Raw genomic sequence first — 26,963 nt, forward strand, 5'->3', positions numbered from 1 at the left:
CTCACCGCCCACTGTCGAGAATTCCGCTCTGCCTGGCCTTTTCGATATTGCGCAGATGTTCGCTGTAGCTCTCGGTGAACAAGGTGGTCCCCTGTTTGTCGACCGTCACGAAGTACAACCACGTCCCCGGCTCCGGATTCTCCACGGCGCGCATCGCATTCAACGATGGCGCGGAGATCGGGGTCGCCGGCAGTCCCGGCATGGCGTAGGTGTTCCACGGCGTGCGCTTGGCCCGGTCGCTGTCGGTGGTCGCGACCTCGGTGCGGTCCAGTGCGTAGTTCACCGTCGAGTCGAACTGTAGTGGCTGGTTCTCGGCGAGCCGGTTCACGATCACCCGCGCCACCTTGCCCATATCCTGCGGCAGTGCCTCGCGTTCCACCAGCGAGGCGGCGATCAGGGTTTGATATGGATTCAGCTTCGTCTCGGCGCCGGACTGCAGCAGACCGGTCGACTCGTAGCTGCGCGCACTCGCACTCACCAACTGCTTCAGAATCTGATCCGGCGTCCCACTGGGATCGAAATCCCAGGTGCCCGCGGCGATTAGACCTTCCAGCTGCCTGCTGCGGTCGGGTACGTCACGCACCCGCTGCTCGGCCCAGCTCGGCACGCCGAGGGCGGTCAGATCCGCACCCGCACCGGCGGCATCGAGCTGGTCGTAAGTGATGCATTTCTGATTCGTACCGGTGCCGACGCAGCTGGCGTCGGCGATCTTGCGGTAGATGCCGTCCTTGCGCGAGCCGGTATTCACGTCCTGCTGGTCGTGCAGCTGCCGTCCCTCGGAGACGACCAGATTGCCGACCCGCGAACTCTTGCCGAGCAGTGCCGTCACCGCCTGCGTGGACGGGCTGTGACTCGGGATCGCGTAGTAGCCGGGTTGCACCGAATTCATATTCGAATTGCGCACGGCCGCTTGGAAGAAGGCCTCACTGCTCGCGACGATGCCCTTGTTGTGCATCTCCTCCGCGATCTGGTTCGACGTATCGCCCGGATGGACCTGCACCACCACCAGCGGTCCAACCGGACCCGCGAAATCCTCGGGCGCGCCGAACATCTTGACCACTTTCATCCCCGCGAATACCGCGGCACCGGCGAACAGTGCCACGAACAGCGCACCGATCAGCCACAGATTCCGGCGCCGTTTCTTGCGCTCGGCGGCCTTACGGGAGGCCGCCCGAGACCGTCGGCCGCGCGTGGGCGTACTGCGCCGACGCTCCGAGCGGGACTCCGCACGCTCCTCGTCTGCCCGGCTCCCGCCGCGGTCGGGCCTGGTGCGCCCGGAGCGCGCGGACGCGGCACCGGAGCGTCCACCCACCCCGGCACCGCGGGCCCGCCGCGGCTCCGCTCCATCGGTCCGCTGCGGCCGCCCACGCCGCGGTTCCCCGTGCTGGGTCGCACGCCGCGAACGCTCGGCCGCGAGCACCTCGTCGTGATCTTCGTCGGTATAGCGCGGAATGACCGTGGTGTCGTCGTCGTAGTCCTCCCATGCCTGGTCGTTTCGCCGATAACGCCGCTCAGCCTCGCGCTGACGGAAACGTTCCTCGGCTCGCGCCCATCGATCCGTCATGCACCGTCTCCGGAATCAGACGCCGCTTCGGCCGACTTCAACACCGCACTCCGTTCGTCCAACCATCCCTGCAGGATCGCTACGGCGGCCGCCTGATCGATCACCTGCCGCTGGCCACGCGCGCGAACTCCACTGTCCCGCAATGCACGTGCAGCTGACACCGTAGTCAAACGTTCGTCGGAAAGTCGGATAGGCACCGGGGCTATGACTGCGCGCAAATGCTCCGCAAACGCCATCGCCGCATCGGCTGCGGTCCCTTTTTCCCCGCGCAATGTCCGTGGCAGACCGACGATGACCTCGACGGCCTCGTATTCCCGCACAATTTCGGCAATTCTGGAAATGTCGCTTGCTGGTCCGGGCGCGCGCCTATTCGGCTTTGCGCGCGCCACTGTTTCCACGGGCGTGGCGAGCATGCCGTCCGGGTCGCTGGAGGCGACCCCGATCCGGACACTGCCGACATCGATGCCGATCCGCCTGCCGCGGCCGGGGTCGGTGTCGGGCGAGGGACGATGACTCTCCGAGTCGCCCATCACCGGGCGAGTTCGGCCACCTGGGCACGGACCGAGGCCAGACCGACTTCGATACCCGAGGGGTCCGAACCGGCACCCTGCGCCATCTCCGGCTTGCCGCCGCCACGACCGGAAATGCTCGGGCCGAAGCTCGAGACCAGGTCTCCGGCCTTGAAGCCGAGAACCTGCGCGCTCTTGTTGACCGTCACGACGAAGGGGACCTTGCCATCGGCATTGCCGAGCAGCACGACGACCGCAGGTTCGGTGCCGAACCGGCCGCGGATATCGGTGGCGAGGGTACGCAGGTCACCGGCGGTGACGCCTTCGGGCGCGGCCGCGGCCACCAGCAGCACGCTACCGACCCGCTCGGCCTCGTCCACGAACTTGGCCGCCGAAGCGAGCACCGTGGCAATCTTGGTGCGCTCGAGCTCCTTCTCGGCCACCTTCAGCCGCTCCACGAGCTGCTCGACGCGCGCAGGCACCTCTTCCGAAGGCACCTTCAACGAGGACGCGACACCGGCCAGCAGGGCACGCTCCTTCGCCAGATACCTATACGAGTCCAGGCCGACGAAGGCCTCGACGCGTCGCTTACCGGAACCGATCGCCGATTCGCCGAGCACGGTGATCGGGCCGATCTGCGAGGAATGCTGTACGTGCGTACCACCGCACAGCTCCATCGAGAACGGTCCGCCGATCTCCACTACGCGCACCTCGTCGCCGTAGTTCTCACCGAACAGCGCGAGCGCGCCCATCTGCTTGGCCTTGGGCAGATCGGTGACGAAGGTGTTCACGGGGAAGTCCGAGCCGACCGCGTCATTGGAGACGGCCTCGATATCGGCCTTCTGCTGTTCGGAGAGCTGTCCCTGCCAGTTGAAGTCGAAGCGCAGATAACCGGGCTTGTTCAGTGAACCGGCCTGCACGGCGTTCGGGCCGAGCACCTGCCGCAGCGCGGCATGCACCATATGCGTGCCGGAGTGTCCCTGGGTGGCGCCATGGCGCCAAGCCGGATCGGCTTGGGCGAGTACGACATCACCCTCGGTGATCTGGCCCTGTTCGACAGTGGTCTTGTGCACCCACAGCTTCTTGGCGATCTTCTGCACATCGTTGACGCGCAGTTTGAGGCCCTGCGCCGTAATGGTGCCGCGATCGGCGATCTGACCACCCGACTCCGCATACAGCGGGCTGCGGTCCAGGATCACCTCGATGTCCTGTCCGATGGTGGCGGTCGGCACTCGGACACCGTCGGCGATCAGCGCGAGAACGTGCGCCTCGGAGGTGAGCTCGTCGAAGCCGGTGAATTCCGTGGCGCCGCGGTCGACCAGCTCCTTGTAGATGGACAGGTCGGCATGGCCGTGCTTGCGCGCCTGCGCGTCCTCCTTGGCCATCTTCCGCTGCTCGGCCATGAGCGAGCGGAAGCCCTCCTCGTCGACCGACAGTCCGGCCTCGGCTGCCATCTCCAGGGTCAGCTCGATCGGGAAGCCATAGGTGTCGTGCAGTTTGAAGGCGTCCGAACCTGGAATCGTCTTGCCGCCCTTGGCCGCAACCTCGTCGACGGCATCGGCGAACAACCGGGAGCCGGTATTGAGTGTCTTGAGGAACGCGGTCTCCTCACCCACCGCGACATTCTCGATCCGCGCGAAGTCGGTGGCCAGTTCCGGATACGACGGCGACATCAGCTCGCTGACGACCTTCATGAATTCGCCGATCACCGGCTTGTCCGCGCCGAGCAGCCGAGCCGAGCGCACGATTCGGCGCAGCAGGCGGCGCAGCACATAGCCACGGCCCTCGTTGCCCGGGTTGACACCGTCGGCGATCAGCATGGCCGAGGTGCGGGCATGGTCGGCGATGACGCGGAAGCGGCGGTCGTCCTCGTGTTCGACACCGTAGGACCGGCCCGTCAACTCCTCGGCCTTATCGATGATCGGGCGCAGCAGGTCGGTCTCGTAGACGTTGTCGACGCCCTGCAACAGCAGCGCGATGCGTTCGACGCCCATGCCGGTATCGATATTCTTCTTGGGCAGCGATCCGACCGGCGGGTGGCCGAGCTTGGGGCTCTGCTCACCGCGAATGTCCTGCATGAAGACCAGATTCCAGATCTCCAGGTAGCGGTCCTCGTCGGCGACCGGGCCGCCGTCCCTACCGTATTCGGGGCCGCGGTCGTAGTAGATCTCCGAACACGGGCCACCCGGGCCGGGCACACCCATATCCCAGTAATTATCCTTGCCGTCGCGGAACTGGATCCGCTCCTTCGGGATGCCCGCGACCCGGTGCCAGATCTCGGCGGCCTCCGGATCGGATTCGTAGGCCGTCACCCAGATCCGCTCGGGATCGAAGCCGTAGCCGCCGTCCTCCTGCGACTTGCTGATCAACTCCCAGGCGAGGGTGATGGCGCCCTCCTTGAAGTAGTCACCGAAGGAGAAGTTGCCCGCCATCTGGAAGAAGGTGTTGTGCCGGGTGGTGACGCCGACCTCTTCGATATCACCGGTGCGTACGCATTTCTGCACACTGGTCGCGCGCGGGAACGGCGGCGCCTCCTGGCCCAAGAAGTACGGCTTGAACTGAACCATGCCCGCGTTGACGAACAACAGGGTCGGGTCGGCCAGGATCAGCGAGGCACTGGGCACCTCGGTGTGTCCGGCACGGACAAAATGGTCCAGGAATCGCCGTCGGATCTCGTGGGTCTGCACAGATATCCAGCCTACCGGTGCCCCGCATCCCCTTTTTCAGCGACCGGGTGGTCCACCTCCGCCGCCGGGAGCGCCCGGACCGGGTCTGCGGCGAAATGAGCGATTATCGTCCGCGGACGATTCTGCGCAGCTTCTCGACGCGGCGTTGGATATCGCGCTCGACGCCGTGATCGGTCGGAGAGTAGTAGTCGCGGCCGACGATTTCGTCGGGCGGATACTGTTGGGCCAGTATGCCGTCCGGGTCGTCGTGCGGGTATTTGTAGCCTTGGGCGTTGCCGAGAGCTGCGGCTCCCGCGTAGTGGCCGTCGCGTAGATGCGCGGGGACCGTACCCGCATTGCCTGCCGAAATATCGGCGAGCGCGGCGCCGAGCGCGGCGGGCACGGCACCGGATTTGGGGGCCGTGGCCAGGTGGATCGTCGCGTGGGTCAGGGTGAGTTGGGCCTCGGGCATGCCGATCAGCTGCACGACGTGCGCCGCCGCGACCGCCGTCTGCAGTGCCATCGGATCGGCCATGCCGATATCCTCGCTCGCCGAAATGACCAGGCGGCGGGCGATGAAGCGGGGGTCCTCGCCCGCGCTGAGCATGCGAGCCAGGTAGTGCAGTGCCGCATCGACATCCGAGCCGCGAATGGACTTGATGAAGGCGCTCACCACGTCGTAGTGCTGGTCACCTGCACGGTCGTAGCGCACGGCCGCCTTGTCCACGCTGGCCTCGACCAGATCCACATCGACGGTGCCGTCCAACGAGGATTCCGCCGATGCCTCCAACGCGGTCAGCGCCCGGCGCGCATCACCGCCGGCGATCCGCACGATGTGCTCGAGCGCGGCCTCGGTCACCGTGTACGCGCCGCCGTAACCACGCGAGTCCGCGAGCGCACGATCGAGCACCAGCCGGATATCGGCGGCGGTCAGCGACTGCAATTGCAGTACCAGCGAACGCGACAGCAGCGGCGAGACCACCGAGAACGATGGATTCTCGGTCGTCGCGCCGACCAGCAGCACGATCCGGTTCTCCACCGCGGCCAGCAACGCGTCCTGCTGCGTCTTGGAGAAACGGTGCACCTCATCGATGAACAGCACAGTCTGCTCGCCCGCGGTGAGACGGCGGCGGGCCACATCGATGACCGCACGCACTTCCTTCACCCCGGCCGACAAGGCCGACAGCGCCTCGAAGCGCCGACCCGTGGCCTGCGAAATCAGCGACGCCAGCGTCGTCTTGCCGGTTCCCGGCGGTCCGTACAGCAGCACCGACGCCGCGCCCGAACCCTCGATCAACCGCCGTAACGGCGAGCCGGGCCCGAGCAGATGCTGCTGGCCGACCACCTCATCCAATGTCGCGGGCCGCATCCGCACCGCCAGCGGCGCACCAGCATCGCGGCGCACCACACTGTCGATGGAGTGTCCGGTCGGCACCTCGTTACCGGGCACGTCGAATAAGCCTTCGCTCACACCGAGCACGTTACCGAGGAGCACCGACAGCGCCGGGTCGTGTGCCGATTTGCCTCGCCGACGTGGATCGGCTGTGATCGCAGCCGTGGCTGAAAACGTCGTCGTTCCGGATTCCGAGCCTTTCGCTCGACGCACTCTGCTGAAGGGTGGTGCCGCGGCGACAGTCGCCGCATTCGCGGTCGCCACGCCCGCACGCGCCGAGGGACCGGTATTCCGTCACGGCGTCGCTTCGGGTGATCCGCTGGCGAACGGTGTGATCATCTGGACTCGTGTCACCGTCTCCGACGACGCGACACCCGGTTCCGGCGTCGGCGAATCCGCGGCCGTGCGCTGGGAACTGGCCGCCGATGAGCGCTTCGCATCCGTGATCGCATCCGGAATGGCCACGGCCACAGCGGATTACGATCACACTGTCAAGATCGATGTGACCGATCTGCAGCCCGGCAGCGCGTACTTCTACCGCTTCACCGCGTTCGGCGTGCACTCCCCCGTCGGCCGCACCCGAACCGCTCCGGCCACTTCTGCCGCGGTCGATCGCCTGCGCTTCGGCGTGGTGTCCTGCTCGAACTGGGAGGCGGGATACTTCGGCGCGTACCGGCACCTGGCCGATCGCACCGACCTCGACGCGATCGTGCACCTCGGCGACTACATCTACGAATACGGCCGCGGCAAATACGGCGGGCGCAGCGGCGCGGTGCGTCCACACGAGCCCGCCGATGAGATCGTCACCCTGGCCGACTATCGCATTCGGCACGCGCAGTACAAGACCGATCCGGATCTGCTCGCGCTGCACGCGCGGGTGCCGTTCATCTGCACCTGGGATGATCACGAATTCGCGGACAATGCCTGGTCCGGCGGTGCGAACAACCATGATCGGGCCACCGAGGGCGACTGGCAGCGGCGCCGCAGCGCCTCGGCCCGCGCCTATCTCGAGTGGATGCCGGTCCGGGCGAGCAGTTCGGGATCCGACGTCCAGATCTATCGGCGGCTGCGTTTCGGCAACCTCGCCGAGTTGTCCATGCTCGACCTGCGCAGCTACCGCGACCAGGAGGTCGAACCGGTCGCGGGCTGGCGCGAGGTCGACAACCCGGCGCGCACCATCACCGGCAAGGCCCAAATGGATTGGCTCACTGCCGGTTTGGCATCCGCGCCGGTGCAGTGGAAGCTCGTCGGCAATTCGGTGATGATCGCGCCGCTGGTGTTCCCCCCGCTGGAACCGGCGACCACGGAGGCCATCACGACCATGGTGGGTGTGCCGCGATCCGGCGTTCCGGCCAACGCCGACCAGTGGGACGGCTACACCGCCGACCGTCGCACACTGTTCCAGTCGATCGCCGATCAGCAGGTCCGCGATGTCGTCTTCCTGACCGGCGATATCCACTCCTCGTGGGCCGCCGATCTGCCCGTCGATCCGGCGGACTATCCGGGCGGGCCGACGGTGGGCGCGGAATTCGTGGTCCCGTCGGTGACTTCATCGAGTCTCGGGGAGCTGCTGAAGGCACCGCCGCGCACGGTCGCGGTCTCGGTCGAGGAGTCCGTCAAGGGGGTGAATCGGCATCTGCGGTACGTCGAGATGGAATCGCACGGCTACGGTGTCTTGGAGCTCACCCCGGCGCAGGCGCAGATGGACTGGTTCTACGTCACCGATGTCGCCGATCCCGATTCCGGCGTGCGCCACGGTGCGTCGTTCGCCGTTCGTTCCGCTGGACGCGTCGAGCCACGCCCGGGTCCGGTCGCCTGATCGTTCGCGAGAGTCCGCATCGGCCCGACATGCGAGACGCCACGCGATTCCAGGAGCAGAATTTTCTCGCGAAAGGTTGTCGATTTCCGTCGAGCTCGATCGTCGGAACGAATACGACGGCCCGATCGGCGGGCCGGCGCAACCCGAAGGAGCGAGATCATGAGCCAGTACCTGGTGCTGATTTACGAGGACGAAAATGCGTACGCGACCGCGTCGGAACAGGTCATGGGTGAGGTCTACCAGGCGCACGTGACCTTCCAGGAGATCGCGGGCGACGCCGTGCAGGGCGGCAACGCACTCCAACCGACTGCTACCGCCACCGCCATCCGGCAGAAGGACGACGGCGATTTCACCGTGACCGATGCCCCGTTCGCCGAGGCCAAGGAGGCGCTCGGCGGCTACTACCTGATCGAGGCCGCGGATCTGGATGCCGCGATCGCAGTGGCCAAGCAGGTGCCCGCCCGATTCGGCGGCGTCGAGGTGCGCCCGATCATGACCTTCGACTAGCCCTGTGCCGATCGACACCGAAGCGGCTGCCGCCGTCGACCAGGCGCACCGTCGCGAATGGGCCTTCGTGCTCGCCGCGACGGTGCGGCTGGTTCGCGATTTCGACCTCGCCGAGGAGTGCGTGCAGGATGCTTACGCGCGGGCACTCACCGAGTGGGTCGCGCACGGCGTTCCCGCCAAGCCGGGCGCCTGGCTGACCACCGTCGCCCGCCGCCGCGGCCTCGACCTGCTGCGCCGCGATTCGACCATGCGGCGCGCACTGCCCATGCTGATCACCGACTTGGCCGACGACACCGCCGATCTCGCACTCGCGGAACTGGATTCGGCATCGGCCATTCCCGATGACCGGTTGCGCCTGATCAGCACCTGCTGCCACCCGGCACTGGCCCGTGAGGCCCGGGTGGCGCTGACCCTGCGTCTGGTCTGCGGTGTCACCACCGCCGAGGTCGCCCGCGCCTTCCTCACCAGCGAATCGACCATGGCAGCCCGAATCACGCGCGCCAAGAAGAAGATCGCGGTGGCGCGCATTCCGTATCGGGTGCCGTCGGTGCGCGAACTCCCCGACCGGCTCGATGCCATCTGCGCGGTCATCCACCTACTGTTCACCACCGGTCACACCGCGCCGTCGGGTGACGCGCTGGTTCGTACCGATCTGGTCGAACGGGCGCTCCAACTTGCACGAATGATGCATGCGCTCGTCCCGGACGACCCTTCCGTCACCGGGCTCCTTGCCCTGATCCTGCTCACCGACGCGCGCCGCGCCGCCCGAGTGGATACTGAAGGGCGCCTGTGCACTCTCGAACACCAAGACCGCTCCCGCTGGGATCGTGCGGCCATCGCCGAGGGTATTGCCTTGGTGAAAACCGCTCTGCCACATACGGATCGGTACACGCTGCAGGCCGCCATCGCCGCCGTCCACGACGAGGCGCCGTCCTGGGCGGAAACCGACTGGCGTGAGATCACCGGCCTGTACGTACTCCTGCTCCGGATCTGGCCCGCACCGGTGGCGCGCCTCAATCACGCGGTAGCAGTGGGCCTTTCCGGCAATCCGAGCCGAGCGCTCGCCCTCCTCGACGCGCTCGCCGCCGAACCGTCCCTCGCCACCTACGGCTACCTCGAAGCCTCCCGCGCGGCCTTTCTGACCCAACTGGGCCGCACCAACGAAGCCGCCCGAGCCTACGAATCCGCTCTACTCCTAACCGAAAACACCATAGAGCGAGCCCACCTCGAATCCCGGCTGTCCGACCTCACGGCCTGACGCAGCCGAGTAGGCGCGAAGCTATTCCGACCAGCGCTCTTCGAGCATCGCCGACACATCCTCGGCGAAATCCCCCACCGCGTCGTCGCCGGTGCAGCGCGCGTCTTCTGCCAGGGCGGCCCAGCGATTGATCAGGGCTTCCGAGCGCGGAACGGACAGGCCGTGTTCGCGGGCGGCGGCGATGCGGGTGTGGTCGGCGGGCAGGAACCAGTAGGTGGTGAGCCAGACCCAGATGAGGCGGGCTTCCAGGATGCGTTCGGCGAGTACGGTGTCGTCGGCCAGGGCAGGCCAGACGCCGACGACCTCCGCGCGCCACGCTTCGACCATTTGCTTGGCGCGCTCGCGGGATAGTTCGAAGTCGCAGAGGCAACCCGGAAAGGATACCAGCGCGTAGGCGATATCCAGGGTGGCGTCGCGGTAGCCGCCCCATTCGTAGTCGAGGAAGCGTGCACCCTCCTCGTTGAGGATCACATTGTCCGGGCACAGGTCCGACGGGCTGAATGCGCGGAAGCGCCCAGCGGAGAACAGACGATTGCCTCGAACGATCCGCTCGGCGATCTCACCGGGCACCTCGATGCCGAGTTCGCGCTGCAGCATGCCAGGCACCTCGGAGATGGCGGCCTCGGCCTGTTGCGCGATGCCGTCGACCCGGTGCACCACATCCACCCGGCGCAGCAGCGCGACAAAATCCGCTTCGCGCCCGACGGTTGCCGCATGCATCCGACCCAGCGCCTGCGCGAAGGCCATCAGCGCGTTGCGCGTCGCCGGTTCCGCACCGGATTGCAGCACCTGCGTCATCCGGGCGTTCTCCCCGAGATCACTCAGGACGAGCAGCCGGTCCGGGAGGCTGTGCGCGATCAGGTACGCACCGGGCCGCTGATCGCGGCTGAGCGCGGTCGTGAACTGATACGACACGGCCTCGCGTAGAAACGCGGAGTCGATGCTGGCGACGCCGGGCGCTAGTCCACCCGTCGTGCGGTCCGCCGCGGATCCGCGAACCTGCTTGACGATGAGCGTCCGGGGCAGGGAGAAGGCGTTCTCTGAAACACGCACGCGTAGGACCGTCGTCCTACCACTACCGCTGAGTTCCATCGGATCGCTCAGCTTTACCGGAGCACCCATTCGCTTTGTGAGCAACTGCTGTGCTGCGGACACGACTTCGGCGGCGCGTTCGGCCAATAGTGCGGTCATCGCTAATCAAGCTACTCGCACCGGGTCACTTCTAGCGAGCGGTTACACAACCTTTCCGCGTCGTTCGGCGTGTCCGCGTCAAGGTTGCGGAACGGGCGCTGGTTGCTTGACACCATTGCGGCTGTCCGGTTTTCTCATCGTCAACTGCCGTGCGCCACACCGCAAACCAGTTGCGTCGAAAGGTCTGCAGACAATGTCCGACTCACCGTCGCCCAAGCCGAACGAACCAACTGACTCGCCCGAACCGAGCGGCGGCGCGCCCGACGAAGGTGACGGCGAACAGTTCGCCGCACGTCCGGGTCAGCACGAAAGCCCGAATCCGCACCCGACGGAACCCAGCACCGGGCACAGCAGGCACGAGATGGCAGGCCCGGCGGGCTACCCGCAGTTCGAGGGTCCCGGCGCGGCGCAGTACGGCAGTGAACCGGTGGAGCCGCCACCGCCGGTCGGCGCGCCCGGGCAACCGGGACAGCCGAGCTACGGCCCACCGGGAACCGGTCCCGGTTCGGCGCATCCCGCAACGATGCCACCCGGCACGATGCCACCCGTCACGATGCCACCCGGGGTTGCCGCAACGCCTGCTGGAGCGGTCCCGCCGGGCGCAATGCAATCCGGCTTCGATCCGGCCGGTGCGGCAGCGCCCGGCCTGGCGAAGCCCGGCACCATGCCGCCCGGTGCCGTACCTCCCGGCGCAACGCAACCCGGCTTCGAACCTGCGGGCACGATGCCTCCTCCCGGCGCAATGCCTCCGGGCGCTCAGCCCGCCGCGCCGACCTACGGCTACCAATCCGCCCCCGGCGCGCCGACGACCCTCGATGTCGGCAATGCCCTGAGCTACGGCTGGGAGAAGTTCCGCGCGAATTTCGGCCCATGGCTGGCCGTTACCGCGATGGGCGTGATCATCTACCTCGCCTTCGTGCTCATCGTCCAGGCCGTGCAACCGAATTCGCTGTTCAGTCTGTTGCTGATCTTCCTCGCGGTCATGGTCGCGATCTGGCTGCTGCAGGCCGCCATGATCCGCGGCGCTCTTTATGAAACCGACGGCAACAAACCGACTTTCGCGTCCTACTTTCATTTCGTGAATGCGGGCAATGTCGTCTTGACAGCACTGCTCGCCTTCGCACTCACCTGGATCGGCGCGGCGCTGTGCTTCGTGCCCGGTCTGATCGCCGGATTCCTGTGCATGTTCTCGCTGCACTTCGTCGTCGATCAAGAGCAGGGTCCGTTCGACGCGATCAAGTCCAGCGCGACGCTGGTCATCGCCAATATCGGGCAGGTGCTGCTACTCGGCCTCGCCGTACTGGTCATCACCGTTGTCGCCACCCTGCTGTGCGGCTTCGGCCTGCTGGTCGCCGGGCCGGTGTGCACGATCGCGGTGACCTACGCCTACCGGGCACTCACCGGCGGCACCGTGTCCGTGTCCTAGCCTCCGGTGTCCTAGCCTCCGGTGCGCTGGGCGCCGCCGCTCCCAGCGCACCGGAACATCGGCCCCGCAAAGGAATTGGCGGTCACTTCGAGGGCACTGACCGCAGCCACCACCACTGCTTGAACCGGGCGATCGGTCCCCCTTCGCTACCCGCACGCGGACGCAGCGCCAGCACGAGCACCCCGGCCGTGACGATGCCCGCCAGGTTCACCGCGAGCTGCCCCGCCGACATGAATGCGATATGCCACTGCCCCAGAGTTGCCGCGATTACCGCGAATCCGGCCGCGGGCACGGTGGTCACCGAGATGAACACCCCGACCAGTGCCGCGGATTTCGCGGTGACCACCGCCAGCATCCCCGCTGCACCAGCCAACAGCGCGACCACCAGTGAGAACGGCCCGACCTCGTAAATGAAGTCGACATTCTCGATGGTTTCCACACCGGTGACCGTGATCCAGCCGAACTGCTCCCACAGCAAGGTCGCCAACAGCGTGATGACCATCGCCACCGGAAATGCGACCAGCAGCGCGACCGCCGACTTGCGAGCGAGCATGAAATCGCGCCGCCACAGCCCCACCGAAAAGGCTGCCAGTGGCCCGAATTCCGGCCCGACCACCATCGCGCCGACGATCGTCACCGGTGAGTCGGTGGCCACGCCGACCGCCGCGAGCAGGCACGCGATGGTGAGGAAGGCGACGAAGGTCAGCGTCAGCGAGGACTCCTCATGAGTCTGGGCGAGCAGTTCCTCCCACACCACCGCGTCGGTCGGATCCCCCGGAGCCTCCTCGATGGCCCGCTCACCCGCATCGGAGATCACCGTCTCGACGGGGCCGAGCGTGATGCCGCCGGTGTGCTTGATGCCGAGCGTGGTCAGATCGGCGAGCACGTCATTGGCGGCCTCACGCGCGACATCGGCCTGGATCAGATCACCGACGGGCTCGACGGCGACACCGCGCGCCAGCGTCACATGCGTGACGCCTGGGTCGGCACTCAGCACCGCCATCACCTTGTCGGTGAGTTCGGACGGGCTGATCATGCGCAAGTGCAGCACTGGAACCCCTTGTGGTCAGCATCGATGAGACTGACCAGAAAGTACCGTTCCAGCGGCAGCGCCCGCTATTCCGAAGCGCGACCCGCGTCGTCGACCTGGTCCTTCTTCTTCTCCGGTTTGAAGTCCAGGCCCGCTTCCTTACGCTGCTGTGCGGTGATCGGCGCGGGCGCATCGGTCAGCGGATCCACACCACCACCCGTCTTCGGGAAGGCGATGACCTCGCGGATCGAATCCATGCCGGCCAGCAGCGCGGTGATCCGGTCCCAGCCGAAGGCGATGCCGCCGTGCGGCGGGGCACCGTAGGAGAACGCGTCGAGCAGGAAACCGAACTTCTCCTGCGCCTCGTCATGCCCGATGCCCATCACCTTGAAGACTCGCTCCTGCACATCGCGGCGATGGATACGGATGCTACCGCCGCCGATCTCGTTGCCATTGCAGACGATGTCGTAGGCGTAGGCCAACGCCGAACCCGGGTCGGTGTCGAAGGTGTCCAGCGACTCCGGCTTGGGCGAGGTGAACGCGTGGTGCACCGCGGTCCATGCCGAATGACCAAGTGCCACATCGCCACTCGCGGTCGCCTCGGCGGCGGGTTCGAACATCGGCGCATCCACGATCCAGACGAACGCCCACGCGTTCTCATCGATCAGACCACATTTGCGCGCGATCTCGCCACGAGCCGCACCGAGCAGCGCACGCTGTGCTTTGGCCGGACCGGCGGCGAAGAACACACAGTCACCCGGTACCGCGCCGACATGCTTGGCCAGGCCCTCGCGCTCGGATTCGCTGAGGTTCTTGGCAACCGGACCGCCCAGCGTGCCGTCCTCCTGTACCAGCACATACGCCAGCCCCTTGGCGCCGCGCTGCTTGGCCCACTCCTGCCAGGCGTCGAGCTGACGCCGCGGCTGACTCGCGCCACCGGGCATCACGACCGCGCCCACGTACTCCGCCTGGAACACCCGGAACGGGGTCTCCTTGAAATACTCGGTGCATTCGGTGATCTCGACACCGAAGCGCAGGTCCGGCTTATCGCTACCGAAGCGGCGCATCGCCTCCGCGTAGGTCATATGCGGAATCGGGAACGGAATCTCGTAGCCGACGAGCTTCCACAAAGCCTCCAGGATCTCCTCGGCGACCAGGATCACGTCCTCCTGGCGTACGAAGCTCATCTCGAGGTCGAGCTGGGTGAATTCGGGTTGGCGGTCGGCGCGGAAGTCCTCGTCGCGGTAGCAGCGCGCGATCTGGTAGTACCGCTCGACACCGGCGACCATCAGCAGCTGCTTGAACAGCTGCGGGCTCTGCGGCAGCGCATAGAAGCTGCCCGGCTGCAGGCGCGCGGGCACCAGGAAGTCGCGGGCGCCCTCGGGCGTCGAGCGGGTCATCGTCGGGGTCTCGACCTCGACGAATTCATGATGGGCCAGCACCGCGCGGGCGGCCGCGTTGACCTTCGACCGCAGCCGGATGGCCTTGCCCGGCGCCTCGCGGCGCAGGTCGAGGTAGCGGTACTTGAGGCGGGCTTCGTCACCGGGCTGCTCGTCGAGCTGGAACGGCAGCGGCGCGCTCTCGTTGAGTACCTCGAGTTCGCTGACGTTGACCTCGATGGAACCGGTCGGCAGCTCCGGGTTCTCGTTGCCGTCGGGCCGCTGCTCGACCACACCGGTGACCCGGACGCAGAATTCGGCGCGCAGTTTGTGCGCCTGCGCAGCGGGCTCGCCCTCGCGGAACACCGCCTGCGCCACACCCGACGCATCGCGCAGATCGATGAAGATCACGCCACCGTGGTCACGACGCCGGGCCACCCAGCCGGTGAGGGTGACGGTCTGACCGGCGTGCTCGCTTCGCAGCGAACCAGCCAAGTGGGTGCGCAGCACGGGATTCCTTTCGACGAATGTGACACCGGCAGGGCGATCCGGTGCGGTTGCCATCGTAGTGAGGCACATATCCCGAGAGGAAACCGATATCGTCACCCCGCGTGCGAAGCTGTATCGGCAGGGTATGACCGAGTCGTTCAGGACACGAGAAAGCGAAGCAGATGACCTTCAACGAAGGCCTCCAGATCGATCCGGATCGGGCTTCATCCGGCGGTGGCCCCGGGATGGGCGGCAAGCTCGCCCTCGGCGGTGGTGCGGGTGGTCTCATCCTGCTGGTAATCGGCCTGTTGCTCGGTGGGGATCCCGGTTCGCTGCTCGGGCAGTTGAACGGCAGCGAGAGCAGCACTGTGCAGCCCGGCACCGCGGGCACGCCCGCGCACTGCAAGACCGGCGCGGACGCCAACAAGTACGTCGACTGCCGGGTGGTGCTCACCGCACAGAGCCTCGACGCGGTGTGGGCGGCACAGCTGCCCCAGCAGACCGGCAAGAAGTATTCGAAGCCGAAATTGGTGTTGTTCTCCGGCGCGGTCTCGACCAGCTGTGGCAACGCGACCAGCGCAGTCGGCCCGTTCTACTGCCCGGCCGACCGGACCGCGTACTTCGACACCGCCTTCTTCCAGGAACTGGTCGACCGCTTCGGTTCCAGCGGCGGCCCGCTCGCCCAGGAGTACGTGGTGGCACACGAGGTCGGCCACCACATCCAGAATCTGCTCGGCGATATCGGTCGGGCCCAGCAGGATCCGCGCGGACCGGAATCCGGCGCGGTGCGGACCGAACTCCAGGCCGACTGCTACGCGGGCATCTGGGCCCACTTCGCCGACAAGCAGCCCGCCCCCGGCAGCGATCAACCCTTCCTGAAACCTCTGTCCGACAACGATATCCGTGACGCCCTCTCCGCCGCGTCCGCGGTCGGCGACGACCGAATCCAGCGTGCCGCCCAGGGGCGCGTCAACCCGGAGGCCTGGACCCACGGTTCCTCGGACCAACGCCAGAAATGGTTCCTCACCGGCTACAAATCCGGTCAGGTCCAAGCATGCGACACGTACTCGGCCTCCGACCTGAACAACCCGTCGGCCTTACGCTGATCGCCGACGGATGATCGATAACCGAATCCAGTTGGACTGTGGCACAGCGTAGATAGGGATTTCATGCGGAGAACGAAGTCGGCACTGCTGTTTCTCGTCGTGGCGCTTGCGGGTAGCTGGGGGGTCGCCTCGGCCGAACCCGCTGCCGACGCACCACAACCGCCCGCCCCGGCACTCCTGACACTCACCACCATCCCGAGCGGTTGGTCCGAGCGGGTCGACCTGCGCCCAGTGCTGCAGATCTACGCCGACGGCCACGCGGTCGCACAGCCCGACGCCGCGTCCACCACCCGCGCCGCCGACACACCACCGCAGCGGCTCACCGGCACCGTCCCCGCCGACGTCCTGAATGCCGCACTGGCGGAAACCAAATCACTCGCCGCCCTCGACCTCGGCATGCCGAGCGCCACCGACCAGGGCACTCAGATCATCGACCTCATGCCTACGCCGCCCGACCAAGACGTCCATGTCCTCATGTACGCCCCCGATGCGACCGAGAACCTCACCTCTGACCAACAAGCCAACCGCAAGCGCTTCACCGATCTCTATCGCAAACTCGTCGACGCCTTCACCCGAGACCATTGAGCCGGTTGTCGACCTCGGTGGCGCTGGCACGAGGAACATTGCGCGCTTCGGTATCTCCGAGGCCTGAGGTACCGCAACACCGTTCGGACGTATGCCCGGCTGGAACTCCAGTGCCCCCACTCGAAACCGAGCGGGGGCACTGGAGGACTGTTTCGGCCTAGAACTGATCCTGTTCGTAGTCCGAGCTGACCAGTTCATCCGGGTGGGTCGCGCCGATGACGTCCGGGGTGGACTCACCGAGTGGCCCGGTGAGGTCGTCGTTGCCCGTGCGGCTCTGGTACGGGTCCACATTGCGCGTGTGCTCGTCGTCGTTGCCGCCGCGTTGGCCGGTGGCGCCGGGGCTGCCGCCCATGAAGGAGCTCCCCGAGCCGGCCACGCCGGTCGACGTACCTGTGCCCGAGGATGTGCCGGACAAACCCGGGACCCGGCTGATGGGCGAGACGGTGCTGCCCGGCGTCCCGGTCACCTTCTGCGTCGACGGCGAGCCCGATGTACTCGGCGAACCGGAACGGCTTCCGATGCCGCTCATGCCCGAGATCCCAGAGGTGGTGTGCCCGGCATTGGTCGATGCCGCCATGGTGGACGTGCTCGGCGAACCGGAGGTGCTGGAACCGTCCAATAGGCCGGCGGCATTGGTCGACGCATCCTGTGCGACCGACTGCGCCTGTTCCATGATCGGCTCACCGATGTTCTGCATGACCGCCTGCGCGACCTCCTGCGGCGCAGGCAGACCGCTGGTCCCGAGCAGCTGGTTCACCAGACCGGTCAGCTCGGCGGTCTTCCCGGCCAGGTCACCGCGGGTGGCATTGGCGACCGCGACGGCCGATCCAAGATGTTCGGTCGCGGTCGCGATGAGCGCGGCCTGACCGGGCGGCGTCAGCGCCACCGGCACGAGCGCGGTTGCCTGCGTGGCGAATTCGCTCGCGATCCCGAGCAGCTGCGCATTGCCCTGCTGCACCACCGCGGCGGCCCGTTGGGTGAGTTCGGAAATATCGATACCGCGCTGACTGGTGTCCTGCCCCTGGGTCTGCGCGGTATTGCTGGCGGCCTGCGCCTCGCGGGACGACTGGCCCTGCCACAGCTGCTCGACCGTCTGCAGACCACCCTTGCCGACCGATACCGCGGCCTCGATGATCTTGGACGACTGACTGAGAATCGCGGTCGGGTCGAAGGCTCCGATAACGCCGGTGCCGAAGCTGTTGAGCAGCTCCAAGATCGGCTGGAACAGCGTGTCGATGCCGGGAATTCCAGGAATCGACAAACCCTGCATCAGCGCCGCGACCGGATCGGATGGAATATTCGTCGTCGCCGCGGCCGCCGCGGCACCCTGGTTGCCCGCCCCGCCGAGGGCACCGGTGACCGCACTCTGCGCCTGTTGCGCCGCGCTCTGTGCCGCCTGCACCACCGGCGCGGCCGCATGGCTGATCGCGGTCTGCGCATCGGTAAGCGCCTGCGACACATCGGGGGGCACCGCACCGGACAGAATCGCGCTCGCGTCGGGGGTCGAATTGCCGTTGAGCCCCGGCATGCCGGTCGGTATGGTCCCCAGCTGCGGCGAATCCTCGGTGATCTTGCGCGCGAGCACGAATTCGGGCGCCTCGATCGGCGGCAGATCCGCGGGCAACTGCGGCAGCGACAGATCGCTCAATCCCTGCGATGCGTTCTGCAGTGCGTCGACGGCGGTATTCTGCGTCGCGATCACGGCCTCTTCGATTGCCGCGCTCTGCTGATCGGGCGCGATTACGCCGGTCGCGCCGGAATCCATCGGTCTCATGCTCCGCCTCCGACCTGGTCGGCGATCGCGTTCAGTGCGCCCGCGTTGCCGAAGTCGGTGGTATCGAACGCTGCGGCCGCGGTGAACGCGGACTTCGAGAGCTTGTCGTATTTGGTCGACAGATCATTGATGTCCTTGGCCTGCAATACCTGCGCCGCGGCGAACGCCAACAGATAATCGGCGCCGATCAAACCGAATACCGGCGTGAGCGCCGCAACGTTCTGCACGGCATCGAAATTGCCCGCTCCCGCGATCTCGCCGGCGACCCCGGCATTGGTCGCCGCGAACGCTCGGACCGCATCGGTCTCCACCGAGAGATCAGCCATCGAGTTGCACCCCCCAAATCGTCGTGAACTGTAGTTCCGTGTTCATAGCGTCGATCAACATCTACTCCCTGCCCGCACCGGCAGCTCGGCTGCGATCGGGCCCCTGCGCAGCTGCGAGTCGGTACCGGCGCCGCTGCGGTTGCGCTCAATATAGCGGACCCCACCGGCAAGTTTCGAGCCCGACGCGGCCACCGGAAACGAACTGGAACAGGTTGCAAATTAGAACAAGTTCTATATTCTCGATCGCATGAAGGTCGCAGTGACCGGCGCAGCCGGCTACCTTGGCACGAATCTGCTCAGCCTGCTGGTCGAACGAGGACACGAGGTCACAGCAATCGATCGCGTCGTTCCGGAGCAGCGGACGGACCCGAACGTCGCCTGGGTCGCCGGCAATGTGCTCGACCCCGAATCCATGCGCACCGTGCTCGCCGGCGCGGAGATCGTCTACCACCTCGTCGCCGTGATCACCCTGGCCGAGCAGCACGACCTGGCCTGGAAGGTCAATACCGAGGGGGTGCGTGTCGTCGCCGAGGCGGCGTTGGATCTGGGCGTGCGCCGCATGGTGCACGCGAGTTCCATCCACGCCTTCAACCAGTACACCTGCGGCGGTCGCATCGATGAGACCTCGGCGCGCTCGACCGATCCCGACCTGCCCGTCTACGACCGCTCCAAATGGGCTGGCGAAATCGAACTGCGCGAGGTGATCGAGCAAGGCCTGGACGCGGTGATCTGCAATCCCACCGGCGTCTTCGGCCCGCTCGACTACGGCACCCCGCTGTCCAGGATCAACCGCACCCTCGAGGACGCCGCCCGCGGCCGGGTACCGGCGATGATCCGTGGCGGCTTCGATCTGGTCGACGTCCGCGACGTCGCGAAGGGCCTGATCCTGGCCGGAGAGCGGGGCCGGACCGGCGAGAACTATCTGCTCGGCGGTTCGATGATCTCGATGCTCGACCTGTGTCGCACCGCGGCGGAATGCGGCGGCAAGAAGGGACCGAAGTTCTCGATCTCGCCCAGGTTCGTCAACGGCTTGATTCCGGTGCTCGAACCGATCGGCAAACTGCTCAAGACCGACATCATCTCGAAGGCCGCACTCGGTGCGCTGGTCTCCGCCCCGATCGTCGACCACGGCAAGGCGGAGCGCGAAATCGGTTATCAGCCCAGGCCCATCGAGGAGACGGTGCGCGACCTGGTCACCTTCTTCACCGATCCGCTACAGCTCACCACGCCCGATGCCCGACAGATCGCTTGACACTCCTTAGAACACATGTTCGACTGATGGGGTGCGGTGGCAAAGCCAAACCCTGGATGCCGACGACGGCGCCCTGCCCGGTCTCGACCGGGCGGGTTTCGTACGCACCGTACAGACCCCCGAATTCGAGGGCATCACGTTCCACGAGGTGCTGTGTAAGAGCGCGCTGAACAAGATGCCGGAGGCGTCGAATCTGCCGTTCCATTGGACGATCAATCCGATGCGCGGCTGTTCACACGCCTGCCGCTACTGTTTCGCGCGGCCCACCCACGAGTATCTGAACCTGGACGCGGGCCGGGATTTCGATTCGCAGATCGTGGTGAAGACCAATATCGCCGCGGTGCTGCGCAAGGAACTCGGCCGGCGGTCCTGGCATCACGAACCGGTCGCGCTGGGCACGAATACCGATCCGTATCAACGGGCCGAGGGCCGATATCGGTTGATGCCCGGCATTATTCGCGCGCTGACCGATTCCGGCACACCGTTCTCCATTCTCACCAAGGGCACGCTGCTGCGCCGGGATCTGCCCCTGCTCACGGCGGCGGCACGCCAGGTCCGGGTGAGCGTCGCCGTCTCCATCGCGATCCTGGATATGGATCTGCACCGCAGCCTGGAATCCGGTACGCCATCGCCCAGGGCGCGGTTGGAGATGGTGCGGGCGCTGGCCGATGCCGGGTTCGAAGTGAATGTGATGGTCGCGCCGGTGATTCCATATCTCACCGACAGCCGCGCCCAGCTGGACTCACTATTCGCTGCGGTCGCCGAGGCAGGGGCGGTATCGGTGGTCGCATTCCCGATGCATCTGCGCGGCGCCACCCGTGGCTGGTTCCTGAGTTGGCTGGCCGAGGCGCATCCAGCGCTGGTCCGCCGCTATCGCCAGCTCTATGGCCGCGGCGCCTATGTGACGCCGGAGTATGCGTCCTGGCTACGCGAGCGGGTGCAGCCATTGCTCCAACAACACGGCCTCGCCCGCGAGCACACACCGGAGCCGCAGACACAAACCCCGACACCGCTGCCCAACGACACGCAGCTGGCGCTCTTCGCGTAAAGCATTTCACAAACAATTCCCGCACACGGCGGAGTAGGTTGGCCAATGGCACCTCCCATCGGACGAGGAAGTGAAGCAGGCATATGGTTTCCGACCAAAGTGATGTCGGCACAGCGAAATTGGAAAAGGTCGTAATTCGGTTCGCCGGGGACTCCGGTGACGGAATGCAGCTCACCGGTGATCGCTTCACGCACGAGGCAGCCGCATTCGGCAACGACCTCGCCACCCAACCCAACTTCCCGGCCGAGATCCGGGCGCCACAGGGCACGCTGCCCGGCGTCTCGTCCTTCCAGATCCAGATCGCCGATTACGACATTCTCACCGCGGGCGACCAGCCCGACGTGCTGGTCGCGATGAATCCCGCGGCGTTGAAGTCCAATCTCGAGGACCTGCCGCGCGGTGCCACCCTCATCGTGAACACCGACGAGTTCACCAAACGCAATCTCGGTAAGGTCGGCTACACCACCGATCCGCTCGACGACGACACACTGAGCGATTTCGTGGTCCACCGCGTGCCGATGACCTCACTCACCCTCGGCGCGACCGAGCCGACCGGTGTCGGCAAGAAGGACGCTCAGCGCGCGAAGAATATGTTCGCGCTCGGCCTGCTGTCCTGGATGTACGGACGTCCGATCGGCGGCACCGAACGCTTCCTGCGCGAGAAATTCGCCGCGAAACCCGATATCGCCGAGGCGAATCTGCTCGCCTTCCGAGCGGGCTGGAACTACGGCGAGACCACCGAAAGCTTCGCAACCACCTTCGAGGTGGCCCCGGCCAAGCTCCCGACGGGCACCTACCGCCAGATCACCGGCAATACCGCGCTCGCCTACGGCCTCGTCACCGCGGGGCAGTTATCCGGGTTGCCGGTCTTTCTCGGCACCTATCCGATCACACCAGCCTCCGACATCCTGCATGAACTCAGTAAGCACAAGAACTTCGGCGTCACCACCTTCCAGGCCGAAGACGAGATCGCCGGCATCGGCGCTGCGCTCGGCGCGGCGCTGGGCGGCGCGCTCGGCGTCACCAGCACTTCCGGCCCCGGGCTGGCGCTCGAGAGCGAAACCATCGGGCTGGCGGTGATGACGGAACTGCCGTTGGTGATCGTCGACGTGCAGCGCGGCGGACCGTCCACCGGACTGCCGACCAAGACCGAACAGGCCGATCTACTGCAGGCGCTCTACGGCCGCAACGGGGAATCGCCGGTGGCGGTACTCGCGCCCCGCTCCCCCGCCGACTGCTTCGCCACCGCGGTGGAGGCCGCTCGCATCGCACTCACCTACCGCACGCCAGTGCTGTTGCTTTCCGACGGCTCGATCGCCAATGGCTCTGAGCCGTGGTCGATTCCGCGGGTCACCGAGCTGGAGCCGATCGATCCGCGCTTCGAACCCGAGGCCGAGGAGGGCACGCCGTTCCAGCCCTACTCCCGTGATCCCGATACCCTCGCCAGGCCGCTCGCGGTGCCGGGGACCACAGGTCGCGCGCATCGGATCGGCGGATTGGAGAAGGCCGACGGCAGCGGTGATATCTCCTATGAGCCCGGCAACCACGAACTGATGGTTCGCCTGCGGCAGGCCAAAATCGATGGCATCACCGTCCCCGATCTCGAGGTGGACGATCCGGACGGGCGGGCCGAACTCCTGCTGATCGGCTGGGGCAGTTCCTTCGGGCCGATCGGCGAGGCGTGCCGGCGCGCCCGCCGTCGCGGCGTCCCGGTCGCACAGGCACATCTGCGATATCTGAATCCATTGCCCGCCAACCTCGACACCGTGCTGCGGAGCTACCGGACGGTGGTCGCGCCGGAAATGAACGGCGGTCAGCTGGCCATGCTGCTGCGGGCGAAGTATCTGGTGGATGTGCGACCGTGGACGAAGATCGCGGGCACGGCATTCTCCGCACAGGAACTCGTCGGGGTAATCGATGCGGCACTGGACGGGTCGATCGAGGATATGGAACACGACAAGGCGTTCGCGGCACGGGCGCGTGCCACCTACTCGACTGGGGGTAACTGATGACCATCGTCGAGACCTCGCTCGTCGGAACCGATCTGGGCCTGACCGGACTCTCGGGAGTGCCGGCCGCGGACGGGCCGCAGAAGGTCAAGGACTTCACCTCCGATCAGGAGGTGCGCTGGTGCCCCGGCTGCGGTGACTACGTGATCCTGGCGACCGTGCGCGGCTTCCTCGCCGAACTCGGATTGCGCAGGGAGAACCTGATGTTCGTCTCCGGGATCGGCTGCTCGAGCCGGTTCCCGTACTACCTCGAGGCCTACGGCATCCACTCCATCCACGGCCGCGCGCCCGCCATCGCGACGGGGCTCGCGGTGACTCGCCCGGATCTGTCGGTGTGGGTGGTGACCGGGGACGGTGACGCGCTGTCGATCGGCGGCAACCATCTGATCCATGCCCTGCGCCGCAATGTGAATATGACGATCCTGCTGTTCAACAACCGGATCTACGGACTCACCAAGGGCCAGTACTCCCCGACCTCGGAAGAGGGCAAGATCACCAAGTCGACGCCGATGGGGTCGGTCGACCATCCGTTCAATACGCTGTCGGTCGCGCTCGGCGCGGAAGCCAGTTTCGCCGCGCGCGCTCTGGATTCCGACCGGGCGGGCCTCACCGAGGTGCTGCGTGCCGCCGCCGAACACCGCGGGACTTCGTTCGTGGAGATCCTGCAGGACTGCCCGATCTTCAACGACGGTTCCTTCGATGTGCTACGCAAGGGCGATGCCGAATCCCGCCTCATCCCGCTGCACCACGGTCAGCCGATCCGTTTCGGCGCCGATGGCGAATTCGCCGTGGTACGTGCCGGTTTCGGGCTCACGGTGGTGCGCACCGAGGAGGTCGAAGAGTCCGAGATCATCGTGCACGACGCCTACACCGACAATCCGGAGTACGCCTACGCGCTCTCGCGCCTGTCCGACCAGGACCTCGGCCACGTGGTCACCGGCATCTTCCGCAATGTCACCCGGCCCACCTACGACGATGCGGTTCGCACCCAAACCGCCATGGCGCGGGAACGCAAACCGGTACAAGAGGATTCACTGCAGTCCCTGCTCAACGGCTCGGAAACCTGGACCATCGGCTAGGCAGACCGTGCCGATCGGCGAGCGTGCCGAGAATGCGATGTAGGTCGGCACGCTCGGCGGCGCTGAGGTCCGCGGTGGTCTCGGCGTCGATCGCCTGCGCGGCGTCGAGGCTTTTGCGCAGTAGTGCGCCACCGTGAGAGGTCGGGCTCAGGTTCTGACGGCGGCGATCCTCCGGGTCCCGCAACCGTTCGGTCGCCCCGAGGGACTCGAGGTGGTCGGCCAGCGCGACTACCAGACTCGGCGCGACGCGCAGTACCTGCGCCATCTCCATCTGCGACGTCGGGCCATTGACTGCCAACACATTCAGCAACCCCGGCATGCTTCGTCTCGAGCCCGAGACTCGACACATCGGCGCTGAAGCGGCTGGTCAGGACCGCGCCCAGTATGCCCAGGCCTACGCCGCGCGTGCCATCCCGTTGGGCGCCGCGTTGCTATTCAGCCTGGCCAGCCGCCGCAAGTGGTCGCTCCTACCGCTGCTGACTGTGGTCGGGCGCGGTACAGCTCGGTGATGTCGCCATCGGCGCCACCCAGGGAATTCCGGGCTGATGGTCGGCGGCAGCTGATTCATCTCGCCACCGCGGGTCATTTGGGCCTCCGCAGCAGGCGCTCGGCCGTAGCCGCAGCCTGAGCTGTGGCTCTACCGATATCGATCAGACGTGCTTGGCGAAGCCGAGGTCGATAACGGCGTCGCGTTCCTGTTCGAGTTCCGCGACGCTGGCGTCGATGCGGGCGCGGGAGAATTCGTCGAGTTCCAGGTCCTGGACGATCGAGTAATCGCCGCCCACGCAGGTGACGGGGAACGAGGTGATGAGGCCTTCGGGAATGCCGTAGGAGCCGTCGGAGGGGACGGCCATGGAGGTCCAGTCGTCGGTGTGAGTGCCGAGAGACCAGTCGTGGATGTGGTCGACTGGCGGCCGAGGAGGCGCCGCGGGCCTGGATGATGGCGGTGCCGCGCTGCTGGACGGTGGGGATGAATTCCTCGCGCAGCCAGCTCTGGTCGACGAGTTCGCCGGCGGGACGGCCCGCGATGGTGGCGTGGGTGATATCCGGATACTGGGTCGCGGAGTGGTTGCCCCAGATGGCGACGCGGGCGATATCGGCGGCGGGCGCGCCGGTCTTCTTGGCCAGCTGCGCGATGGCACGGTTGTGGTCGAGGCGGGTCATCGCGGTGAATCGCTCGGCCGGGACGTCCGGGGCATTGCTCATGGCAATGAAGGCGTTGGTATTGGCCGGATTCCCGACCACGAGCACCTTGACGTCGTCTGCCGCGCTGGCGTTGATCGCCTGGCCCTGTTCGGTGAAGATCGGGCCGTTGGCGGCCAGCAGGTCCGCGCGCTCCATCCCCGTGGTGCGCGGCCGGGCACCGACCAGCAGTGCGACGTTCGCGCCCTCGAACCCGACCCACGGATCGTCACTGATGTCGATCGACTCGAGCAGCGGAAACGCACCGTCCTCGAGCTCCATCGCCACACCCTCCAGCGACGCCACTGCCGCCGGAATCTCCAGCAACCGCAGCCGTACCCGCGTCTGGGACCCCAGCAACGCACCGGACGCGATACGGAACAGCAGGCCGTAGGCGATCTGCCCAGCACCTCCGGTCACGGCGACGGTCACGGGCGCGGTCCGGGCAGCGGTGCTCACGAGAGACTCCTTGCGATAGACGGACACTCGATCCCCACCCTAACGACTCTCACGGCACCCGAACCCCAGTGGTGAGCTACGCGACAATCACCCCCGCCACATCCGTCCACCCGCACCAGCTAACGACAAGCACCCACAACGGGCGCGAAATCCGACAGAGTGCGCGCCGTTCAGCGCATGACGCAACCGCGCATCGCACGCAAACCCGCATGGCACGCCGATTCGCGTGTCGCACAACTCAACTCGCGTGTCAACACAGCCCCGCGACTTCCTGATCGGTCAGGACGATCGGCGACACATAGTCCTTCGCCCGAGCCAGGCGAACAGCACGGTACAGCGGCCGCTCCTCCAGTCCGGCATCTCGGGCCTCGGCGCGCAGTTGGTGGACGAGCATGGTCGACACCGCTACGGCCGCGGCGAGTTCGCTGGCGGCCAGGGCGTCGGCCAGTTTGCGGAGGCCGAGCAGATGGAGTTCGCGACCACTGCCCGCATCGGTGTACATCGCGAGCGGCACGACCTGCGACTCGACGCCTGCGGTGACCCGCAGGACGATGCGGCTCAAACGGGCCGGGAAGACGAGGATCTCGACGCCGCTGGCGGCCGCGATATCGACCTGACGCTCCCCGATCACCCGCCGCGCGTGAATCGTGGTCCCGGCCAACCACATCCGCCGACGGCGCAGCGCGATCGCGTAGGCGACGGTGGGCGCACCGACGGCGAGACCGATCGCGATCGCGATCGACCACGGCACCAGCAGCGCCGCGAGCAATGCGGCCCCGATACCCACCCCCACCGCGGCGAGGGCGAGTCGCCGTAGCATGGGCGCGTAGGTCTCGGGCGCGACGAGATCGAGTCCTACCGACGGAACCGGTTGGGCTGCACCGGGATTCGTGGGTTCTACAGGCACGGCTG

Annotated in this window: 22 protein-coding genes and 1 pseudogene; 11 read left to right on the forward strand and 12 right to left on the reverse strand. The window is 66.6% G+C overall.

What is annotated here, in order from left to right; translation table 11 throughout:
* Nucleotide 1 precedes the first annotated feature (1 nt).
* The 4 genes from ACQPXH_RS18685 to ACQPXH_RS18700 form a co-directional block, all read right to left on the reverse strand.
* Entirely contained in the window at nucleotides 2-1,564 is a 1,563-nt protein-coding gene (locus ACQPXH_RS18685) for an endolytic transglycosylase MltG (RefSeq protein ID WP_433597831.1), read from the reverse strand.
* On the reverse strand, nucleotides 1,561-2,094 hold the full coding sequence (ruvX, locus tag ACQPXH_RS18690) for a Holliday junction resolvase RuvX (RefSeq protein ID WP_433597832.1): 534 nt from the start codon (nucleotides 2,092-2,094) through the stop codon (nucleotides 1,561-1,563). Before ruvX ends, ACQPXH_RS18685 begins: the two co-directional genes overlap by 4 nt.
* Nucleotides 2,094-4,760, reverse strand: coding sequence for an alanine--tRNA ligase (gene alaS / locus ACQPXH_RS18695; RefSeq protein ID WP_433597833.1), 2,667 nt, complete (start codon nucleotides 4,758-4,760; stop codon nucleotides 2,094-2,096). The genes ruvX and alaS overlap by 1 nt, the downstream gene beginning before the upstream one ends.
* A gap of 103 nt (nucleotides 4,761-4,863) precedes the next feature.
* On the reverse strand, nucleotides 4,864-6,210 hold the full coding sequence (locus tag ACQPXH_RS18700) for a replication-associated recombination protein A (RefSeq protein WP_433597834.1): 1,347 nt from the start codon (nucleotides 6,208-6,210) through the stop codon (nucleotides 4,864-4,866).
* An 85-nt stretch (nucleotides 6,211-6,295) separates the two neighbouring features.
* On the opposite strand from ACQPXH_RS18700, the gene ACQPXH_RS18705 reads away from it, so the two are divergent.
* From ACQPXH_RS18705 to ACQPXH_RS18715, 3 genes are all read left to right on the forward strand, one after another.
* Entirely contained in the window at nucleotides 6,296-7,951 is a 1,656-nt protein-coding gene (locus ACQPXH_RS18705) for an alkaline phosphatase D family protein (protein ID WP_433597835.1), read from the forward strand.
* A gap of 159 nt (nucleotides 7,952-8,110) precedes the next feature.
* Nucleotides 8,111-8,458 (forward strand): YciI family protein, encoded by a 348-nt coding sequence (locus ACQPXH_RS18710; RefSeq protein WP_063047232.1) that lies wholly within the window; start codon nucleotides 8,111-8,113, stop codon nucleotides 8,456-8,458.
* Nucleotides 8,459-8,462: 4 nt separating this feature from the next.
* Entirely contained in the window at nucleotides 8,463-9,716 is a 1,254-nt protein-coding gene (locus tag ACQPXH_RS18715) for an RNA polymerase sigma factor (RefSeq protein WP_433597836.1), read from the forward strand.
* Nucleotides 9,717-9,737: 21 nt separating this feature from the next.
* On the opposite strand, the gene ACQPXH_RS18720 is transcribed toward ACQPXH_RS18715, so the two are convergent.
* Nucleotides 9,738-10,907 carry a phosphotransferase family protein gene (locus ACQPXH_RS18720; RefSeq protein ID WP_433597837.1) on the reverse strand — a complete coding sequence of 390 codons (1,170 nt, stop codon included), beginning with the start codon at nucleotides 10,905-10,907 and terminating at the stop codon, nucleotides 9,738-9,740.
* Between the two features lie 193 nt (nucleotides 10,908-11,100).
* Between ACQPXH_RS18720 and ACQPXH_RS18725 the strand changes: the two genes are divergently transcribed.
* Nucleotides 11,101-12,333: a hypothetical protein gene (locus ACQPXH_RS18725; RefSeq protein WP_433597838.1), complete on the forward strand. Its 1,233-nt coding sequence runs from the start codon at nucleotides 11,101-11,103 to the stop codon at nucleotides 12,331-12,333.
* An 82-nt stretch (nucleotides 12,334-12,415) separates the two neighbouring features.
* Here ACQPXH_RS18725 and ACQPXH_RS18730 read toward each other — a convergent pair whose 3' ends face one another.
* Together ACQPXH_RS18730 and aspS are read right to left on the reverse strand one after the other, a co-directional pair.
* Nucleotides 12,416-13,384, reverse strand: a complete 969-nt coding sequence (locus ACQPXH_RS18730; protein ID WP_433597839.1) for a DUF389 domain-containing protein — start codon at nucleotides 13,382-13,384, stop codon at nucleotides 12,416-12,418.
* 65 nt (nucleotides 13,385-13,449) lie between these two features.
* Nucleotides 13,450-15,252, reverse strand: a complete 1,803-nt coding sequence (gene aspS / locus ACQPXH_RS18735; RefSeq protein WP_433603503.1) for an aspartate--tRNA ligase — start codon at nucleotides 15,250-15,252, stop codon at nucleotides 13,450-13,452.
* 161 nt (nucleotides 15,253-15,413) lie between these two features.
* Between aspS and ypfJ the strand changes: the two genes are divergently transcribed.
* Together ypfJ and ACQPXH_RS18745 are read left to right on the forward strand one after the other, a co-directional pair.
* Nucleotides 15,414-16,337 carry a KPN_02809 family neutral zinc metallopeptidase gene (gene ypfJ / locus ACQPXH_RS18740; RefSeq protein ID WP_433597840.1) on the forward strand — a complete coding sequence of 308 codons (924 nt, stop codon included), beginning with the start codon at nucleotides 15,414-15,416 and terminating at the stop codon, nucleotides 16,335-16,337.
* A 63-nt stretch (nucleotides 16,338-16,400) separates the two neighbouring features.
* A complete protein-coding gene (locus ACQPXH_RS18745) occupies nucleotides 16,401-16,922 on the forward strand; it encodes a hypothetical protein (RefSeq protein WP_433597841.1) in 522 nt (173 codons plus the stop codon).
* A 157-nt stretch (nucleotides 16,923-17,079) separates the two neighbouring features.
* Here ACQPXH_RS18745 and ACQPXH_RS18750 read toward each other — a convergent pair whose 3' ends face one another.
* The gene (locus ACQPXH_RS18750) at nucleotides 17,080-18,696 is read right to left on the reverse strand and encodes a hypothetical protein (RefSeq protein ID WP_433597842.1); all 1,617 of its coding nucleotides are present in this window, start codon (nucleotides 18,694-18,696) and stop codon (nucleotides 17,080-17,082) included.
* Nucleotides 18,693-19,022, reverse strand: a complete 330-nt coding sequence (locus ACQPXH_RS18755; RefSeq protein ID WP_433597843.1) for a type VII secretion target — start codon at nucleotides 19,020-19,022, stop codon at nucleotides 18,693-18,695. Before ACQPXH_RS18755 ends, ACQPXH_RS18750 begins: the two co-directional genes overlap by 4 nt.
* A 247-nt stretch (nucleotides 19,023-19,269) precedes the next feature.
* On the opposite strand from ACQPXH_RS18755, the gene ACQPXH_RS18760 reads away from it, so the two are divergent.
* The 4 genes from ACQPXH_RS18760 to ACQPXH_RS18775 all read left to right on the forward strand — a co-directional run bounded on the left by ACQPXH_RS18760 (nucleotide 19,270) and on the right by ACQPXH_RS18775 (nucleotide 24,410).
* Nucleotides 19,270-20,274: an NAD-dependent epimerase/dehydratase family protein gene (locus tag ACQPXH_RS18760; RefSeq protein WP_433597844.1), complete on the forward strand. Its 1,005-nt coding sequence runs from the start codon at nucleotides 19,270-19,272 to the stop codon at nucleotides 20,272-20,274.
* A 31-nt stretch (nucleotides 20,275-20,305) separates the two neighbouring features.
* A complete protein-coding gene (locus ACQPXH_RS18765) occupies nucleotides 20,306-21,322 on the forward strand; it encodes an Rv2578c family radical SAM protein (RefSeq protein WP_433597845.1) in 1,017 nt (338 codons plus the stop codon).
* Between the two features lie 83 nt (nucleotides 21,323-21,405).
* Entirely contained in the window at nucleotides 21,406-23,331 is a 1,926-nt protein-coding gene (locus ACQPXH_RS18770) for a 2-oxoacid:acceptor oxidoreductase subunit alpha (RefSeq protein WP_433597846.1), read from the forward strand.
* Nucleotides 23,331-24,410, forward strand: a complete 1,080-nt coding sequence (locus ACQPXH_RS18775; protein WP_433597847.1) for a 2-oxoacid:ferredoxin oxidoreductase subunit beta — start codon at nucleotides 23,331-23,333, stop codon at nucleotides 24,408-24,410. The genes ACQPXH_RS18770 and ACQPXH_RS18775 overlap by 1 nt, the downstream gene beginning before the upstream one ends.
* On the opposite strand, the gene ACQPXH_RS18780 is transcribed toward ACQPXH_RS18775, so the two are convergent.
* Nucleotides 24,379-24,711, reverse strand: coding sequence for a MarR family winged helix-turn-helix transcriptional regulator (locus tag ACQPXH_RS18780; protein WP_433603504.1), 333 nt, complete (start codon nucleotides 24,709-24,711; stop codon nucleotides 24,379-24,381). The genes ACQPXH_RS18775 and ACQPXH_RS18780 overlap by 32 nt on opposite strands.
* A gap of 16 nt (nucleotides 24,712-24,727) precedes the next feature.
* Here ACQPXH_RS18780 and ACQPXH_RS18785 point away from each other — a divergent pair, with 16 nt between their 5' ends.
* On the forward strand, nucleotides 24,728-24,919 hold the full coding sequence (locus tag ACQPXH_RS18785; RefSeq protein WP_433597848.1) for a hypothetical protein: 192 nt from the start codon (nucleotides 24,728-24,730) through the stop codon (nucleotides 24,917-24,919).
* Nucleotides 24,920-25,060: 141 nt separating this feature from the next.
* On the opposite strand, the pseudogene ACQPXH_RS18790 reads toward ACQPXH_RS18785, so the two are convergent.
* Nucleotides 25,061-26,051, reverse strand: a pseudogene (locus ACQPXH_RS18790) (malate dehydrogenase).
* 250 nt (nucleotides 26,052-26,301) lie between these two features.
* Nucleotides 26,302-26,958 carry a hypothetical protein gene (locus ACQPXH_RS18795; protein WP_433597849.1) on the reverse strand — a complete coding sequence of 219 codons (657 nt, stop codon included), beginning with the start codon at nucleotides 26,956-26,958 and terminating at the stop codon, nucleotides 26,302-26,304.
* Nucleotides 26,959-26,963 lie beyond the last annotated feature (5 nt).

It is taken from the genome of Nocardia sp. CA-135953 (assembly GCF_050955735.1).
GTDB lineage: Bacteria > Actinomycetota > Actinomycetes > Mycobacteriales > Mycobacteriaceae > Nocardia.